We start from the raw sequence: 16,409 nt of genomic DNA, 5'->3' as shown, positions 1-16,409 counted from the left end.
GACTTAGGCTTCATGGCGAAATGGTCTCCGGCCAGAAATAATGAACAGGCGACGCCCAGTATTTTTTCGGATCTTGTTCTTCAGGGAACCTTTTCTCTGAGATGTCTACGTTCCAGTTTCCGTTGCCACCCTCGCGAACGGCCAAGGCCGCCAAGACAGCGTCTCTCTCATGATCGTCATCGCTAGCGTCATAAGAACCAAGCTGCACACCTGCCAAGCAATCAACGCCATCACGGCATGGACCTCTAAGGAGTGCTTTGGGGTGCGCTTCCGAGATCAAGATATCAGGGAATTCTTCGCGCAGTTTCTGGACGAGAAGTAGGCCTTGAGTTAAGACGGCACCCCTCAGCGAGTTTGGTGACTGTATGGTTCCAGATGAAATAGAGTAACGGCGCCGGAGTTTCTCATCGACAAGACGCCCGCCTCCTTCTCGCGCCGACCACCACAACGGCGCATCTATTCCCGCACCTTTGGGTTGTTCACCTAGCAGATAGCTCTTTGCGACTGAAATCGCTTCGAGAACGGAACTTGTCGTTCTGGTCGCAACGACACCATGGTCGTTGATGACCGCAATTCCGAAGGCTTTTTTGCCTCCAGGATCAAAGCCGAACCAGCAAGGTGACTGCGAATGAACGCTCACGCCCGCAGCCTTTCGTTCTCCGGGTCCCAAAGCGGCGCATCCGCCTGCACCGTGGCGGGAACGCGCTCGCCGAAGATTTCCACCTCCAGCTTGGTGCCCGGCACCGCCAGATCGGCGCGCAGCATGGCCAGCGCCACCGACACTCCGACCCGGTAGCCCCAGGCGCCCGATGTGGTCTCGCCCACGATCTCGCCACCGTGCCAGATCGAGGACATGTAGGGCGCATCCGCAGCCCCCGCCTCGACGATCAGCGGCGCGAACCGCTTGGTCACCCCGCGCTGCCTCTCGCTCAGCAGCGCCGCCTTGCCAGGGAAGTCCCGCGGCTTGTCGAGCCTGACGAACCGCTCCAGCCCGCCCTCCAGCAACGAGTAATCGGTCGAAAGATCGCCCTTCCACGCCCGATACCCTTTCTCGATGCGCAGGGAATTCAGCGCCCACATACCGAAGGGCGTGGCCCCCGCGTCCGTCACCGCATCCCAGATCACTGGCACCACCGCCGCGGGGCAATGGATCTCCCAGCCCAACTCGCCCGCAAAGGACACCCGGATCAGAACACAGCCCACACCGCACACGCTCGTATCCTGCACGCTCAGCCAGGGCAGCGACAGGTCCGCATCCGTGAGCGGCCCGAGGATATCGCGCGCCGCAGGCCCGGTGACCAGCAGGCAGTCATACCGGTCGCTCCGGTCGGTGACCGTCACCCCCTCGGGCAGGCCCCGCGCCAGCACGTCGCAGTCATGCCATTGCGCCGCCCCGGCGGTGATCAGCCAGATCTCGTCATCCGAGCGTGGGATCACCGACATCTCGGTCAGGATGCGGCCCCGTGCGTCAGCGAAATAGGCGAGCCCGATCCGACCCGGCTGCGGCAGCCGCGAGGCGGTCAGCGCATCGACATGATCGCGCGCCCCCGGTCCCTGCACGGCCAGCCGGGTAAAGCCCGAGATCGCGATGACCCCGGCGTGATCGCGCACCGCCTCGCATTCCTCGCGGATGCGCGCCTCCCACGGTCCCGCGCGGTCCCAGGTCTGCGTCGCCTCTTCCGAAGTGTCATCCCCCGGCCCGGCGAACCAATTGGCCCGCTCCCAGCCGTTATAGGCCCCCATCTGCGCCCCCGCCGACCTGAGCCGCTCATGCAGCGCCGAGACCCTGCGATCGGGGGCAGCGGGCCAGCGGTGCCACGGGAAATGCATCCCGTATTCGTGGCCGTAAACCTCCATCCCCTTCGCCACACAATACTCAGGGTCAGTGTAATCGGTATAGCGGCGCGGGTCACACGACCACATATCCCATTCCGGCGCGCCCTCGGTCACCCATTCCGCCAGCACCTTGCCCGCGCCACCGCCCTGCGCGATCCCGAAGGTAAAGACACAGGCCTCGAACGCATTCGGCACGCCGGGCATAGGCCCCAGCAAGGGCATCCCGTCCGGCGCATAGGGGATCGGCCCGTTGATGATCTTGCTGATGCCCGAGGTGCCCAGCAAAGGCACCCGCGCCATCGCGTCGGTCACGATCTCCTCGATCCGGTCGATATCCTCCTGCCACAGCTGAAAGCTGAAATCGTCCGGCATCGGGTCAGATGGGTCCACCCAATGCGCCCGGCAACGCGGCTCGTAGGGGCCGAGGTTGAAGCCGTGCTTTTCCTGCCGCAGATAATAGGACACGTCGACATCGCGCAACAGCGGCAGCTTGCGGCCCTGCTCCTTCGACCACGCCTCGATCTCGGGGATTTCCTCGGACAAAAGATATTGATGGCTCATCACCATCATCGGCACGGTGCGCCCGCCATAGGGCTTGAACCATTCGCCGACCCGCTGCGCATAATACCCCGCCGCGTTCACCACGATCTCGCAGCGGATCTCACCCTTCTCGGTCTCGACAATCCATTCGCCGTTTTCGCGCCGCACACCCGTGGCGGGGCAGAAACGGATCACCTTAGCCCCCATCTCGCGCGCGCCTTTTGCCAGCGCCTGCGTCAACTGCGCGGGATCAATATCGCCGTCGTTGGGATCATAAAGCGCGCCTTTCACATCATGCGTCTCGATGAACGGATAGCGCGCCTTGATCTCGTCGACCCCGAGGATTTCCAGATCCATCCCCTGATGCCGTCCCATCCCCTTGGCGCGCGCGAATTCCTGCATCCGCTCGTGGCTATGCGCCAGGCGGATCGAGCCGGTCTGATGATAGTTCATCGGGTAATCGACCTGCGAGCCCAGCCGGGCATAAAGCTCGGTGGAATAGCGCTGCATGTTCATCACCGACCAGCTTGTGGAAAACGTCGGCACATTGCCCGCCGCGTGCCATGTGCTGCCCGCAGTCAACTCGTTGCGCTCCAGCAGAACCGAGTCGGTCCAGCCCGCCTTGGCCAGATGATAAAGGCAGGACGCCCCGACCGCGCCGCCGCCGATGATGACCGCCCGCGCGGTGCTTGGTATGTCAGCCATGTCTCGCCTCCCTCAGCCCTTCTGCGGCACGCCGTCCGCGATGTCGTAATAATCGCCTTTGTCGGTGACGAAGATGTGCTTCTCCAACCGCAACCCGGTCGGCTCCTCCAGCGCACCGAGCGCAAAGCTCATCGTGTCCTCCGCGTCTGCCGCCCAGAACAGGAACGACCCGCAGCGCGGGCAGAACCCGCGTTTCGCCGTCTCGCTCGCGGCATACCATTTCACCTTTCCCGAAATACTCAAATCCGACCGCGCCACATAGGCCGACGCCCAGAGATGACCGGACTGCCTGCGGCACTGCCCGCAATGGCACACGCTCGGCCCTTGCGGGCTTGCGCCCACGGTGAATGTCACATCGCCGCACAGACACGCTCCTGTCAGCATCACACCCTCCCCGGTGTTGCGGCGCTGCCCAATGCCACGCCGTAGATCACGAAGGCGGCGGCCATCGCACGCCGCAGCCAGACGTTGAACACCGCCCCCAAGGCTGCCCGTCCCAGCCCCGCGCCAAGCGCGGTAAAGCCGGTGTAACTCAGCGCCGTGATGCTGAGGGCTGTGGGAAAGATCACCCACATCTGCTCCCAGATCGGCACGTCCGGTTGCACGAATTGGCTGAACGCGGCGAGGTACCCCGCCACGCTCTTGGGGTTGATCGTGGCCACCATGAAGCCGCGCCAGAATACCGAGCCGCCGCTTTGCGTGCCCGCCTCGATGGGCCGCGTGGCCCGCATCCAGCCGCGCACGCCCAGCCAGATAAGCACCCCCGCGCCCAGCAGTTTCGCCGCCTCGAACGCCATAGGCGAGGCGGCGATAATCGCTGTAATCCCCGCCGCCGAAAGGGTCAGGAACAGCACCGCCTGCACCAGGATCGCCGCCACGCCCCATAGGCCCCGGCGAAAGCCCACTGTCATGCCATTGGTGATGCAATTGACATGATTGGGCCCCGGCGTGGTGACGAACACCAGCCAGAAGAGCGCGAAGATGGTCCATGCGTCCCAACTCATGCGCGCGCCCTCAATAGACCGGCGGGGCGATCACCCAGATCGCAACGCAGGGCTCATCATAGGGGTTGGCCCAGCAATAGGGCTCGCCGCGAAATCGGAAACTGTCGCCGGGGCCAAGGGTGAAGCGCCGCTCGCCGATCTTCAGGTCGAGCCACCCCGAGACGATATAGCCCACCTCCTGCGTGGGCCGCTGCGCCGGGCGCTGCATTTGCGAGCCGGGGCCGAAGGTCGAATGGATCACCTCGAACTCGTCGGTCAGATCGGGCGACAGCAATTCCTCGATCAGCCCTTCCTCGCCCGAGCCCATGGGACGCCGCGCGCCCTCGCGCACCACGTAGCCCTGTTCCTCGGCGGGCGCGCTCGCATGCCCGAACAAAAGTGACATCGGCACGCCCAGCACCTCGGCCACCTGCCGCAGATCGCTGATCGACGGCTCCGACAGGTCGCGCTCAACCTGGGACAGCCAGCCGACCGACCGGCCAAGCCGCCCCGCCAACCCCGCCAGCGTCAGCCCGCGGGCCTTGCGCAGGGCGCGCAGATCGGCGCCGAGGCTCTGCATGCGCTTGATGTCGGACTGATGCATGGGCGATGAGGCTCGTGAAAATTCGTCGATAATTTTCACGCTGAGGCGATTCCGTGACAAAATCAATCTCTAATTCATGCGCGACCGTCGGACTGACGCAATACCGACGCGATACCGACGTGATACAGCCCCCGTTTTCGCGGATGACGCGCCGCCTGCATCGTGCTACGTGCGAGCCATGAGCCAGATGCCCAGCAAGGCGGAAATCCTCGAATGGATCTCCGACAACCCGACCCTCACCGCGAAACGCGATATCGCCAAGGCCTTTGGAATAAAGGGGGCTGCGCGGATCGACCTCAAGCGCCTGCTGAAGGAGCTGGAGGACGAAGGCCATCTCGAAAAGCGCAAGAAGACCTATCGCGACCCCGACCGCCTGCCACCGGTATCTGTATTGCAAATCAATGCGTTGACCCCGGATGGAGAGCTTCTGGCCAAGCCCCTCGAATGGCAGGGCGAAGGGGTGGAGCCGGTGGTGCTGCTGATCCCCCGCGCCTCTGATCCGGCCTTGGGCGAAGGCGACCGCATCCTTGCGCGCCTGCAGGAGGTCAAGGCCGAGGCGCATCATTACGAGGCCCGTCTGATCCGTCGCATTGGCGCCAACCCTCGGAAAGTATTGGGTGTTTTCCGCAAGAGCGAAGAAGGCGGCCGGATCGTGCCCATCGACAAGGGCGATGGCAAGGAATGGCAGGTCCCCCGCGACGCCACCGGCGGCGCGCAGGACGGCGAGTTGGTGGAGGCCGAACAGGCCGGCCCCAAGACCCGCCTCGGCCTGCCCCGAGCCCGGGTGCTGGAGCGGTTGGGCGATCCCTCTGCCCCCAAGGCGGTGTCGCTCATCGCCATCCATCAGCACGGCATTCCGGACGAGTTTCCCGACGACGTGATCGCCGAGGCCGACGCCATGAAACCCGCCGGTCTCAAGGGCCGCGACCACCTCCGGGACATGCCGCTCATTACCATCGACCCGTCCGATGCGCGCGACCACGACGATGCCGTCTGGGCGCATGCCGATGACGACCCGAAGAACGAGGGCGGTCATGTCATCTGGGTCGCGATCGCCGATGTGGCGCATTACGTGCGCCCTGGCTCGGCGCTCGATGCCGAGGCCAGAAAACGCGGCAATTCCAGCTACTTCCCCGACCGGGTGGTGCCGATGCTGCCCGACCGGCTGTCGGGCGATCTGTGCTCGCTGCACGAAGGCGTGCCGCGCGCCTGCCTGGCGGTGCGGATGCAGATCGACGCCCACGGCGAGAAGGTCGGGCACCGTTTCGTGCGTGGTCTGATGCGCTCTGCTGCCTCGCTGAGCTATCAGCAGATTCAGGCCGCGATGGACGGCGCACCGGATGACAAATGCGGCCCCCTGATGGACGAGGTGATCCGCCCGCTCTATGCCGCCCATGACGCGCTGCGAAAGGCCCGTCACAAGCGGCAGCCGCTCGACCTCGACCTGCCCGAGCGCAAGGTGGTGCTGAGCGACGAGGGCAAGGTTTTGTCGGTCAATTTCGCCGACCGGCTGGACGCGCACAAGCTGATCGAGGAATGCATGGTGCTGGCCAATGTGGCCGCCGCCGAGACGCTGGTGGGTCGCAAATCGCCGCTGCTTTTCCGCGTGCACGAGGAACCCAGCCCCGAAAAGCTCGACAGCCTGCGCGAGGTGGCCGAGGCGGCAGGGCTGGTGCTGGCCAAGGGGCAGGTGCTGCGCACCGCGCATCTCAACGCGCTGTTGCATGCAGCTCAGGACACCGACCATTCCGAGGTCATCAACATGTCCACCCTGCGCGCCATGACGCAGGCCTATTACGCGCCGCAGAATTTCGGGCATTTCGGCCTTGCGTTGCAGTCCTATGCGCATTTCACCTCGCCGATCCGACGCTATGCGGACCTGATCGTGCATCGCGCGCTGATCACCGCGCATGGCTGGGGTAAGGACGGGCTGAGCCCGGCTGAAATCGAGCAATTAGAGAACACCGCGCAGCATATTTCCGAGACCGAGCGCCGGTCGATGATGGCCGAGCGCGACACCAATGACCGCTATCTCGCGGCCTTCCTGTCGGAACGGCTGGGCGAGGAATTCTCTGGGCGGATCAGCGGCGTCGCCAAGTTCGGTGTCTTCGTGCGGCTGGATGAAACCGGCGCGGACGGTCTCATTCCGGTGCGCAGCCTTGGGCGGGAATTCTTCCATTTCGACCGCGAGGCCGGCACGCTGATGGGCTCGGATACCGGGCTGACCATCGGGCTGGGGCAGCGCGTGACGGTGCGGCTGGCCGAGGCGCTCCCGGTCTCGGGCGGCATCGCGCTTGACCTGGTGAGCATTGAGGGCGAGCAGATGCCCAAGGGCGGGCGTGGCAGCGGGCGCGGCAAGTCGCCCCGGCGCAAGCACGCGGCGGCCAAGCACAAGGCTGCCAAGGCCAAGCGCAAGGTGGCGCGCAAACGTGGCTAGGTGAACCGCCCGCGCGGCGTCAGCTTTCCTGCCGGACCGCGCCCACCACCTTGTCCATCACCTTGTCCAGCAGCCCGGGGTCGAGCGCCTCTGCCATCACGCGGATCAGCGGTTCGGTGCCCGATTCGCGGATCAGTAAGCGCCCGTCCTGGCCCAGTTCCTTTTCGGCCTCGGCCATCGCGGTCTGGACCAGATCGGTTTTCAGCGGCGTCTTGCCCTTGGCAAAGCGCACATTGATCAATTGCTGCGGCACCGGTTTGAATACCTGTGCCAGATCGCTCGCCCGCTGGCCGGTTTCGACCATGGCGGCCAGAAACTGAAGCGCCCCGATCAGCCCGTCGCCGGTGGTGGCGTAATCCGTCATCACGATATGGCCCGATTGTTCGCCGCCCAGATTGTGCCCGCCGGCGCGCATCGCCTCGACCACGTGACGGTCGCCGACCGGGGTGCGCTTGAGCTCGATCCCCTGTGCATTCAGATGCCGTTCCAACCCGAGATTGGACATCACCGTCGCCACCAGCGCATTGCCCGCAAGCCGCCCCTCCTGCGCCCACCGTGTCGCGATCAGCGCCATGAACTGATCGCCATCGGCGACCCGGCCCTGCTCGTCGATCAGCACCACGCGGTCGGCGTCACCATCAAGGCAGATGCCAAGATCGGCGCGTGTTTCCAGCACCTTGCGCGCGGCGGCCTCGGGCCGGGTGGAGCCGCAGTTGAGGTTGATGTTGAAGCCGTCGGGCTCTACCCCCATGGGTATGACCTCGGCGCCCAGTTCCCACAGAACCTCCGGTGCGGTGCGATAGGCGGCACCATTGGCGCAATCCACCACAATGCGCAGCCCGTCGAGCCGACGGCGATTTGGAAAGGTCGTCTTGGCATATTCCACGTAGCGCCCGCGTGCGTCATCGACGCGGCGCGCTCGGCCGATATGCTGCGGGGCTGACGGCGTCACCCCCTCGTTGAGCAGCTTTTCGATAGCGGCCTCGGCCTCGTCGCTCAGCTTGTAGCCATCGGGACCAAAGAGTTTGATCCCGTTATCAGAGGCAGGGTTGTGGCTGGCCGAGATCATCACCCCCACATCGGCCCGCAGGCTATGGGTCAGATAGCCGATGGCCGGGGTCGGCACTGGCCCCAGAAGAAACACGTTCATCCCCGTCGAGGTGAACCCGGCGGTGAGCGCATATTCCAGCATGTACCCCGAGAGGCGCGTATCCTTGCCGATCACCACCCGGTGTTCCTGCTTGTCCTGCCGGAAATAGCGCCCCGCAGCCGCGCCGAGACGCAGCGCCATGTCGGCGGTCATCGGCCAGCTATTGGCTAGCCCGCGCACGCCATCGGTGCCAAATAATTTCTTGCTCATAAGTGACTTCTCCTGAGTAATGACTTGCACGGCGGAGCCGACCCGGTATGCGCCTCATAGCGCGGCAGGCGGGGCCTGTCCAATCCTTGCAACACCGCTTGGCGGGGCATCGCCGGATCAATTGACAGGGCCGCCCCAGCCGCGCATACCGAATAAAAAGTGATAGAGCAGCGAGGGCAGGGGTCATGAAGATCGCGATGATCGGGACGGGGTATGTCGGGCTTGTCTCGGGGGTGTGTTTTTCGGACTTCGGGCATGACGTGGTCTGTCTCGACAAGAACCCCGAAAAGATCGCCATGCTGGAGCGCGGCGAAGTGCCGATTTTCGAGCCGGGACTCGATACGCTCATGGCGAAGAATGTCGAGGCCGGACGGCTGCGGTTCACCACCGAGCTGGAGACGGCCATCGATGGGGCCGAGGCGGTGTTCATCGCCGTGGGCACGCCGACGCGGCGCGGCGACGGGCATGCGGATCTGACCTATGTGATGGCCGCCGCCGAAGAGGTCGCGCGCGCCGCCAAGGACTATGTGGTGATCGTCACCAAGTCTACCGTGCCGGTGGGCACTAACCGAGCCGTCAAACAGGCGGTGAAAAAAGCCAATCCCGCCCTCGAATTCGACGTGGCCTCAAACCCGGAGTTCCTGCGCGAGGGCGCCGCGCTCGACGATTTCATGAAGCCCGACCGCGTGGTCGTGGGCGTGCAGACCGATCGTGCGGCAGAGGTCATGGCCGAGATCTACCGCCCGCTCTACCTGCGCGATTTTCCGATCGTTACCACCGATCTCGAAAGCGCCGAGATGATCAAATACGCGGCCAACGCGTTCCTCGCCACGAAGATCACCTTCATCAACGAGATCGCGGCGCTGTGTGAGCGCACCGGTGCGGATGTCAAGAAAGTGGCGCATGGCATCGGGTTAGACGGACGCATCGGCAACAAGTTCCTCCATGCGGGCCCGGGCTATGGCGGCTCTTGTTTTCCCAAGGATACCAAGGCACTGGCGCGGATCGGGCAGGACCATGGTCTGCCCATGCAGATCACCGAGAAGGTCATCACCGTCAATGAAGAGGTCAAGCGCCGGATGATCGACAAGCTGCTGGATCTCTGCGACGACACGTTCAACGGTAAAACGATCGCGGTGCTGGGTGTAACCTTCAAGCCCAATACCGACGACATGCGCGATGCGCCGTCGCTGACCATCATCCCCGCACTGGTCGGAGGCGGGGCCAAGGTCCGGGTCTGCGATCCGCAAGGCCAACGCGAGGGCGAGGCGCTGCTTCCGGGTGTGATCTGGCAGGACGACCCCTACAAGGCCGCGCACAACGCCGATCTGCTGGTGATCCTGACCGAATGGAACGAGTTTCGCGCACTCGATCTCAACCGCATGGCGCGCAAGATGGCGACACCGCGCATGGCTGACCTGCGCAATATCTACTCGTCGCGCGATGCGCGGCGCGCTGGGTTCGACGCCTATGAGAGCGTCGGACGCACAGGCTTTCGCCGTGACCCGGCAGAGACCGGACAGACCGCGACATGAGCGGTGCAGCACAAAAGACCGCCGTCGTCACCGGCGCGGCGCGCGGGATTGGTCTTGCCACCACGCGGGCGTTCCTGGCCGAGGGCTGGCGCGTGGTGATGATCGACCGGGACGCCCCCGCGCTGGAGGAGGCAGCCGCGCCGCTCGCGGGTGTCGATCCGGTGGTCTGCGATGTGTCGCAGCCCGGGCAGGTCGATCAGATGGCCGCCTATCTCGCCGAGACCACTGACCGCGTGGATGCGCTGGTGAACAATGCCGGTGTGGCCGATTTCGGACCCCTTGCCGAAACCGATTTCGCCCGCTGGCGCACTGTCATGGAAACCAATCTCGACGGCGTGTTCCTGATGTCGCAGGCGCTGCGCGAGGCGCTCTGTGCCGCGCGTGGAGCAATCGTCAATATCGCATCCATCTCGGGCCTGCGCGCCTCGACGCTGCGGGTGGCCTATGGCACTTCCAAGGCGGCGGTGAAGCACCTGACCCTGCAGCAGGCCGCCGAGCTGGGCGAGTTCGGCGTGCGCGCCAATTGCGTCTGTCCCGGTCCGGTGGCCACCAAGCTGGCCATGGCGGTGCATACGCCCGACATCATCGCTGCCTATCACGATGCGATCCCGCTGAACCGCTACGGCACCGAGGAGGAACTCGCGAATGTGATCTGCTTTTTGTGCTCGGAGAAAGCCAGCTACGTCACCGGTCAGATTATCGCTGTAGATGGCGGGTTCGAGGCTACGGGGATCGGCCTGCCATCGCTGCGCGGCTGAGGTCTGGACGCGCCCTTTGGCCTGCATCGTTTTACGGTGCAACCCGCGCGTGCGCGGCGCGAACAGCGGCTATGATGCCGATTTGAGAACAGCGCATGCCCGCAAGCGCGTGCAGGAATGGCCCGTCCCGGCACATCCGCCGGGGGCTTTACCTGACAAGGGGCCTGACGATGATCCTCTATCCGACTCTGGAAATTCTCAATGGCAAATGCGTGAGCCTCACGCGCGGTCGGCTCGACGAGCCGGTGATCTGGCATGTCGATCCGGTCGAGACCGCGCGCGGATTCGTACAGGCCGGGGCCGAATGGATGCATCTCACCGACATGAACGGTCTGCGTGGCGAGGGCGATGATGCGGCGCTGATCGAGGAGATCATCCGCGCCGTGGGCATCCCAGTGCAATTGGGCGGCGGGTTCCGGTCGCGCGAGGCGGCGAGCCGCTGGATCGACAAGGGTGCCGGCCGGATCGTGCTGGGCACGATGGCCATTCAGGACCCCGAGGGCGTCAAGGAACTGGCCAAGTATCACCCCGACCAGATCGTCGTTGCGGTCGATGTCTATCAGGGTCAGCTGATGAGCGATGGTTGGCGCTCGACCAGTGCGTTCGGGGCCGATGATTTCATCCGCGCCTTCGACGGTGTGCCCTTGGCGGGAATCATCATCACCGACATCGACGCCGATATCGAGGACAGCGACGGCAGCCTCGGGGTCATCTCCGGCCTTGCGGCCAAGACCCGTCAGCAGGTCATGGCGCGCGGCACGGTGCGCAGCGTCGATGACGTGGCGCGCCTGCGCTACATCCCCAATATTGCGGGTGCCCTGATCGGCCGGGCGCTGTTGTCGAAAGACGTTGATCTGTCCGAGGCGCTGGCCGTGGCGCGCCCGGCACCGGAACCGACCGCCGAATTCCAGTAACCCGGAAGCGCATGTGCGAGGTTTGAAACCGGCAGACGCTTGCGCGCAGCCCTCGCCGCTCTTGCCCCTTGGGGTCAACCCGGGGTAAGAGCGGCGAACGAACGAACGAGAAAGGGCAGCATGATGCGGCGTGTCGTTGTCACGGGTCTGGGTCTGGTGACCCCATTGGCCGATGGGGTCGAAAAAAGCTGGAGCAGACTTCTGGACGGGCAGTCCGGGGCCGGAACGATCACTCGATTCGATCCGGTGAACGTGATCACGAAATACGCATGCGAAGTGCCCTATGGCGATGGCAGTGACGGCACGTTCGACCCCGACCACTACATGGAGCCCAAGGAACGCCGCAAGGTGGACCATTTCATCCTGTTCGGACTGGCCGCCGCGCAACAGGCGGTCGAGGACGCGGGCTGGATGCCCGACGATGCCGAAAGCCTCGAACGCACGGGCGTGATGATGGGCTCAGGCATCGGCGGTCTGCGCTCGATCGAGGAGACCGCGAATATCATTCGTGACAAGGGCGTGCGCCGCGTGTCGCCGTTCTTCATCCCTGGTGCGCTGATCAACCTGATCAGCGGGCAGGTGAGCATCCGCTACGGCTTCAAGGGCCCGAACCATTCGGTGGTGACCGCCTGCGCGACGGGTGCGCATGCGATTGGTGACGCGGCACGGCTGATCATGTTCGGAGATGCCGACGTCATGGTCGCTGGCGGGGCCGAGGCCTCGATCTGCGAGATCGGGATTGCCGGATTCAATGCCTGCAAGGCGCTCTCGACCAAGCGTGCCGATGACCCGCAAGGTGCCAGCCGCCCCTATGACGTGGAGCGCGACGGGTTCGTCATGGGCGAAGGCGCGGGCGTTGTGGTGCTCGAGGAATACGAGCATGCCAAGGCACGCGGCGCCAAGATCTATGCCGAGGTGCTGGGGTACGGGCTGTCGGGCGATGCCTATCACATCACCGCTCCATCCGAGGATGGCGATGGCGGGCTGCGGGCGATGCGGTCGGCGCTGCGCAATGCCGGCATGGAGCCGTCGGATATCGATTACATAAACGCACATGGCACTTCGACCATGGCCGACACGATCGAACTGAAAGCCGTGGAGACCCTGTTGGGCGATGCGGCGGGCAAGGCCACGATGAGTTCGACAAAGTCCTCGGTTGGTCATCTGCTGGGGGCGGCTGGCGCGGTCGAGGCGATTTTCTCGATCCTCGCGATCCGCGATCAGGTGGCCCCGCCGACGATCAATCTCGACAACCCCGCAGTCGAAACGCCGCTCGATCTTGCGCCCAATGCCAAGCGCGAGCGCAAGATCGACGTGGCGTTGTCGAACAGCTTCGGCTTTGGCGGCACCAATGCCGCGCTGGTGCTTGGGAAGCCGCGCTGATGTGGCGTCATATCGCCTCGAACTTCCTGACGCTTCTGGTGGTGGTGGTGTTCCTGCTGGGGGGGGTGATCCTCTGGGGGCAAAGCCAGTACACAGCCCAAGGTCCGCATGGTGATCCGATCTGCCTGCGAGTGGAGCCGGGCAGCAACATGCGCATCGTGTCGCGCAAGCTGGAAAGCGAGGGCGCGGTCACCAGCGGCGCGATCTTTCGCATCGGCGCGGATTATGCCGAGAAATCCAGTGATCTGAAGGCCGGGAGCTGGCTTATTCCGCAGGGGGCCAGCATGTCGGATATCACCGACATCATCACCCGGGGCGGGGCCAGCAGTTGTGGCACCGAGGTGGTTTACCGGATCGGCGTGACATCGGCAGAGGTCGTGGTGCGCGAACTGGATACCGCCACGGGGCGCTACGAGGAGCGTGCTGCCTTTGATCCGATGGCTGAGGAGGTCAGCGCGCCCGCGATATTCGAACGGGTGCGCGATCAGGCCGACACACGCTATCGCATCGCCTTTGCCGAGGGGATCACCAGTTGGCAGGTGGTCGAAGGGCTGAAAGTCGTCGACGTGCTGGAAGGCGACGTGGAGGAGGTGCCCGCCGAGGGCAGGCTCGCGCCAAACAGCTATGAGGTGCGCGCAGGCGATAGCCGCGAAAGCGTGCTCACCCGCATGGCCGAGGCACAGGCCGTTATCCTTGCCGCCGCTTGGGAGGGCCGTGCCGAGGGGCTGCCGCTCGACAGCGCCGAGGAGGCACTGATCCTCGCCTCGATCATCGAAAAAGAGACTGGTGTTGCCGAGGAGCGGCGTCAGGTGGCGAGCGTCTTCGTCAACCGGCTGGAGCGCGGCATGCGCCTGCAAACCGACCCGACGGTGATCTACGGCATCACCGAGGGGCGCGGCGTGCTGGGGCGCGGATTGCGTCAGAGCGAATTGCGCGGGGCGACGCCGTGGAACACCTATGTGATCGAGGGGCTGCCGCCCACGCCAATCGCCAATCCCGGCCGCGCGAGCATCGAGGCGGCGGTCGATCCCGACAGCACGGATTACGTATTCTTCGTGGCCGATGGCAGCGGCGGGCATGCCTTTGCTGAAACGCTGGCCGAGCATAACCGCAACGTCGCGCGCTGGCGCGAAATCGAGGCGGAGCGGGCCGGGAACTGAACCGGACGGTGAGCGAGGGTAATTTTGGCCTTCAGCGGACATAGCACCTTCGGTGCGTTTCGCGCGGCTCACGGCAACGGCAGCAACAGGCCCCAAATGCCCGTTCAGTCCGCGCTTATCCCGCCTCGGCCAGCCGGGCGACATAGCGCGCCAACGTGTCGATCTCCAGATTGACCCGGTCGCCCACGGCGACGTCGCCCCATGTCGTAACTTGCTTGGTATGCGGGATGAAATTGATGCCGAACTCGCGGCCCGCGACCTCGTTCACGGTAAGCGACGTGCCATTCAGCGCCACGGATCCCTTGGCCGCGATGAACCTCGCGAGGTCTTCGGGCGCGCGCAGGGTGACGCGGGTGCTGTCGCCCTCGTCGCGCAGGTCCACCACCTCGGCGAGCCCGTCGACATGTCCCGACACGATATGCCCGCCCAACTCGTCACCGACCTTGAGCGCGCGCTCGAGATTGACGCGCTTGGCCTTGGCCCAGGTGGAGAGGTTGGTCTTCGACACCGTCTCGGCGGAGATATCCACGTCGAACCAGTCAGGCCCCAGACCGACCACCGTCAGGCATACGCCATCACAGGCGATCGAGGCACCGATCTCGATCTTCGCGGTGTCGTAGCCTGTGCTGATCCGCGCGCGCATGTCGCCGCGCTGCTCGATGGCACGGATACGGCCCATATCGGTGATGATCCCTGTGAACATGTGCGGCTCTCCCTCTGCTGTGCTCCGGACCTAGCCTCGCACCGCGGCCAAGACAAGCCGCGCCGTCAAACGGGGCTTATTTTCGCCAGGATTTCAGGCTATCAAGGCGAAAATCAACGTGAGGGGCTGCGTAGACGATGTCAGGGCTGACCGGCACAGGCCGCGCGTTCCTGTTTCTTCAGGGGCCGCACGGGCCGTTCTTTCACCGGCTAGGTGAGATGCTGCGACGCGCGGGCGTCGATGTCTGGCGCGTCGGCTTCAATGCGGGCGACGGCATGTTCTGGCGCGACGCGACGCGTTATATCGCCTATCGCGGGCGGGCCGAGGACTGGCCCGAGACGCTGCGCAGTCTGATCGCGGAAAAATCCATCACCGATATCGTGCTTTATGGCGACACCCGCCCGATCCATGCGCAGGCGGTCGAGATCGCGCGTGCGGCGGGGGTGACGGTGCATGTTTTCGAGGAAGGCTACATGCGCCCCTACTGGGTGACCTATGAGCGTGGCGGCACCAACGGCAATTCACGCCTGATGGAGATGAGTGTGCCCGAGATGCGCGCGGCGCTGGCGCAGTCCGACATGGACGCTGCCATGCCCCCGGCAAGCTGGGGAGACATGCGTCAGCACATCTTTTACGGTGCGCTTTATCATGGCTGCGTGCTGTTCCTGAACCAGCGGTATCGCGGATTTCGCCCGCATCGCGGCCTCAGCGTGGGACAGGAATTCTCGCTTTATCTCAAGCGGCTGCTCTTGATGCCGGTGCAGGCAATCGAGCGACGCATCACCACGCGGCGCGTCCGCACCGGCGGCTTTCCCTATCACGTCGTGTTGTTGCAACTGGAGCATGACGCGTCGTTCCAGGCGCATTCGCCATTCTCCACGGTCTCTGAATTTCTCGAGGCGGTGATCGACGGCTTTGCACGGGGTGCGCCGCCGCATCATCATCTGGTGATCAAGGCGCATCCGCTGGAGGACGGGCGTGCCCCCATTCGCGCCACGCTGCGCCGTCTGATCCGGCTGCAAGGGCTGCAGGGCCGCGTGCATTACCTGCGTGGCGGCAAGCTGGCGCGGCTGCTGGACGAGGCCCGCTCGGCTGTCACGGTCAATTCCACCGCCGCACAACAGGTGCTCTGGCGAGGCATTCCGTTGCGCACCTTCGGGCAGGCGGTCTATGCCAAGCCGCAATTCGTCTCGACCAAGCCGCTGCGCGATTTCTTCGCCGGGGCAGAGCGTCCGGACCGGAGCGCCTATGCAGATTACCGCCGGTTCCTGTTGGAAACCAGCCAGATCGCGGGCGGGTTTTATTCCTCGCGCGGGCGCAGGCAGGTGCTGCGGCAGGTGGTCGACATGATGCTTGCCCCGAATGATCCCTATGACGCGCTCAGCCGGGGCACCGCGGCACCACGGCAACAGTTGCGGCTGGTCCCCTGACGCAGGGGCACACAAAAGCTGGATTTTGGGATGCAACTCCGGTAACTTGGCAAAAAAAGAA

Annotated in this window: 14 protein-coding genes; 7 read left to right on the top strand and 7 right to left on the bottom strand. The window is 64.6% G+C overall.

Annotated features, from left to right (window positions below; all coding sequences use genetic code 11):
• Window positions 1-10: 10 nt before the first annotated feature.
• From PVU19_RS12240 to PVU19_RS12220, 5 genes are read right to left on the bottom strand one after another with little or no spacing between them, the layout of a single operon-like run.
• A complete protein-coding gene (locus PVU19_RS12240; RefSeq protein ID WP_160316355.1) occupies window positions 11-640 on the bottom strand; it encodes a DUF429 domain-containing protein in 630 nt (209 codons plus the stop codon).
• Entirely contained in the window at window positions 637-3,081 is a 2,445-nt protein-coding gene (locus tag PVU19_RS12235; protein ID WP_050662229.1) for a GcvT family protein, read from the bottom strand. Before PVU19_RS12235 ends, PVU19_RS12240 begins: the two co-directional genes overlap by 4 nt.
• 12 nt (window positions 3,082-3,093) lie before the next feature.
• Window positions 3,094-3,465, bottom strand: coding sequence for a GFA family protein (locus tag PVU19_RS12230; protein WP_200901845.1), 372 nt, complete (start codon window positions 3,463-3,465; stop codon window positions 3,094-3,096).
• Window positions 3,465-4,085, bottom strand: a complete 621-nt coding sequence (locus PVU19_RS12225; RefSeq protein ID WP_050662231.1) for a LysE family translocator — start codon at window positions 4,083-4,085, stop codon at window positions 3,465-3,467. The genes PVU19_RS12230 and PVU19_RS12225 overlap by 1 nt, the downstream gene beginning before the upstream one ends.
• Window positions 4,086-4,095: 10 nt before the next feature.
• Complete coding sequence (locus PVU19_RS12220; protein WP_050662232.1) at window positions 4,096-4,668, bottom strand: helix-turn-helix domain-containing protein; 573 nt, start codon at window positions 4,666-4,668, stop codon at window positions 4,096-4,098.
• Window positions 4,669-4,846: 178 nt separating this feature from the next.
• Between PVU19_RS12220 and rnr the strand changes: the two genes are divergently transcribed.
• Window positions 4,847-7,105: a ribonuclease R gene (rnr, locus tag PVU19_RS12215; RefSeq protein WP_050662233.1), complete on the top strand. Its 2,259-nt coding sequence runs from the start codon at window positions 4,847-4,849 to the stop codon at window positions 7,103-7,105.
• Window positions 7,106-7,124: 19 nt separating this feature from the next.
• Here the strand turns inward: rnr and glmM are convergent, their stop codons facing one another.
• Window positions 7,125-8,465 carry a phosphoglucosamine mutase gene (gene glmM, locus PVU19_RS12210; RefSeq protein ID WP_050662234.1) on the bottom strand — a complete coding sequence of 447 codons (1,341 nt, stop codon included), beginning with the start codon at window positions 8,463-8,465 and terminating at the stop codon, window positions 7,125-7,127.
• Window positions 8,466-8,650: 185 nt separating this feature from the next.
• Here glmM and PVU19_RS12205 point away from each other — a divergent pair, with 185 nt between their 5' ends.
• The 5 genes from PVU19_RS12205 (at window position 8,651) to mltG (ending at window position 14,215) form a co-directional block, all read left to right on the top strand.
• Window positions 8,651-10,000 carry a UDP-glucose dehydrogenase family protein gene (locus PVU19_RS12205; protein ID WP_050662235.1) on the top strand — a complete coding sequence of 450 codons (1,350 nt, stop codon included), beginning with the start codon at window positions 8,651-8,653 and terminating at the stop codon, window positions 9,998-10,000.
• Window positions 9,997-10,758, top strand: a complete 762-nt coding sequence (locus PVU19_RS12200; RefSeq protein ID WP_050662236.1) for an SDR family NAD(P)-dependent oxidoreductase — start codon at window positions 9,997-9,999, stop codon at window positions 10,756-10,758. The genes PVU19_RS12205 and PVU19_RS12200 overlap by 4 nt, the downstream gene beginning before the upstream one ends.
• A 170-nt stretch (window positions 10,759-10,928) precedes the next feature.
• The gene (locus tag PVU19_RS12195) at window positions 10,929-11,672 is read left to right on the top strand and encodes a 1-(5-phosphoribosyl)-5-[(5-phosphoribosylamino)methylideneamino]imidazole-4-carboxamide isomerase (RefSeq protein WP_050662237.1); all 744 of its coding nucleotides are present in this window, start codon (window positions 10,929-10,931) and stop codon (window positions 11,670-11,672) included.
• Window positions 11,673-11,795: 123 nt separating this feature from the next.
• A complete protein-coding gene (gene fabF / locus PVU19_RS12190; protein WP_074787324.1) occupies window positions 11,796-13,055 on the top strand; it encodes a beta-ketoacyl-ACP synthase II in 1,260 nt (419 codons plus the stop codon).
• Window positions 13,055-14,215 (top strand): endolytic transglycosylase MltG, encoded by a 1,161-nt coding sequence (gene mltG, locus PVU19_RS12185; protein ID WP_050662239.1) that lies wholly within the window; start codon window positions 13,055-13,057, stop codon window positions 14,213-14,215. The genes fabF and mltG overlap by 1 nt, the downstream gene beginning before the upstream one ends.
• 115 nt (window positions 14,216-14,330) lie before the next feature.
• Here mltG and PVU19_RS12180 read toward each other — a convergent pair whose 3' ends face one another.
• Window positions 14,331-14,918, bottom strand: a complete 588-nt coding sequence (locus PVU19_RS12180; protein ID WP_050662240.1) for a riboflavin synthase — start codon at window positions 14,916-14,918, stop codon at window positions 14,331-14,333.
• Between the two features lie 137 nt (window positions 14,919-15,055).
• Here PVU19_RS12180 and PVU19_RS12175 point away from each other — a divergent pair, with 137 nt between their 5' ends.
• Window positions 15,056-16,348, top strand: coding sequence for a capsule biosynthesis protein (locus PVU19_RS12175; protein ID WP_050662241.1), 1,293 nt, complete (start codon window positions 15,056-15,058; stop codon window positions 16,346-16,348).
• The last annotated feature ends 61 nt before the right edge of the window (window positions 16,349-16,409 follow it).

Source organism: Roseovarius tolerans (assembly GCF_028885395.1).
In the GTDB taxonomy this organism is placed as follows: domain Bacteria; phylum Pseudomonadota; class Alphaproteobacteria; order Rhodobacterales; family Rhodobacteraceae; genus Roseovarius; species Roseovarius tolerans.
This window is presented reverse-complemented; position numbering and strand designations above follow the sequence as displayed.

Excerpts from the sequence above, each read along its gene's own strand:
- PVU19_RS12235 (WP_050662229.1), bottom strand. The coding sequence starts at position 3,081 with ATGGCTGACATACCAAGCACCGCGCGGGCGGTCATCATCGGCGGCGGC.
- glmM (WP_050662234.1), bottom strand. The coding sequence starts at position 8,465 with ATGAGCAAGAAATTATTTGGCACCGATGGCGTGCGCGGGCTAGCCAAT.
- PVU19_RS12175 (WP_050662241.1), top strand. The coding sequence starts at position 15,056 with ATGTCAGGGCTGACCGGCACAGGCCGCGCGTTCCTGTTTCTTCAGGGG.
- PVU19_RS12180 (WP_050662240.1), bottom strand. The coding sequence starts at position 14,918 with ATGTTCACAGGGATCATCACCGATATGGGCCGTATCCGTGCCATCGAG.
- PVU19_RS12200 (WP_050662236.1), top strand. The coding sequence starts at position 9,997 with ATGAGCGGTGCAGCACAAAAGACCGCCGTCGTCACCGGCGCGGCGCGC.
- mltG (WP_050662239.1), top strand. The coding sequence starts at position 13,055 with ATGTGGCGTCATATCGCCTCGAACTTCCTGACGCTTCTGGTGGTGGTG.
- PVU19_RS12220 (WP_050662232.1), bottom strand. The coding sequence starts at position 4,668 with ATGCATCAGTCCGACATCAAGCGCATGCAGAGCCTCGGCGCCGATCTG.
- PVU19_RS12205 (WP_050662235.1), top strand. The coding sequence starts at position 8,651 with ATGAAGATCGCGATGATCGGGACGGGGTATGTCGGGCTTGTCTCGGGG.
- rnr (WP_050662233.1), top strand. The coding sequence starts at position 4,847 with ATGAGCCAGATGCCCAGCAAGGCGGAAATCCTCGAATGGATCTCCGAC.
- PVU19_RS12225 (WP_050662231.1), bottom strand. The coding sequence starts at position 4,085 with ATGAGTTGGGACGCATGGACCATCTTCGCGCTCTTCTGGCTGGTGTTC.
- fabF (WP_074787324.1), top strand. The coding sequence starts at position 11,796 with ATGCGGCGTGTCGTTGTCACGGGTCTGGGTCTGGTGACCCCATTGGCC.
- PVU19_RS12230 (WP_200901845.1), bottom strand. The coding sequence starts at position 3,465 with ATGCTGACAGGAGCGTGTCTGTGCGGCGATGTGACATTCACCGTGGGC.
- PVU19_RS12195 (WP_050662237.1), top strand. The coding sequence starts at position 10,929 with ATGATCCTCTATCCGACTCTGGAAATTCTCAATGGCAAATGCGTGAGC.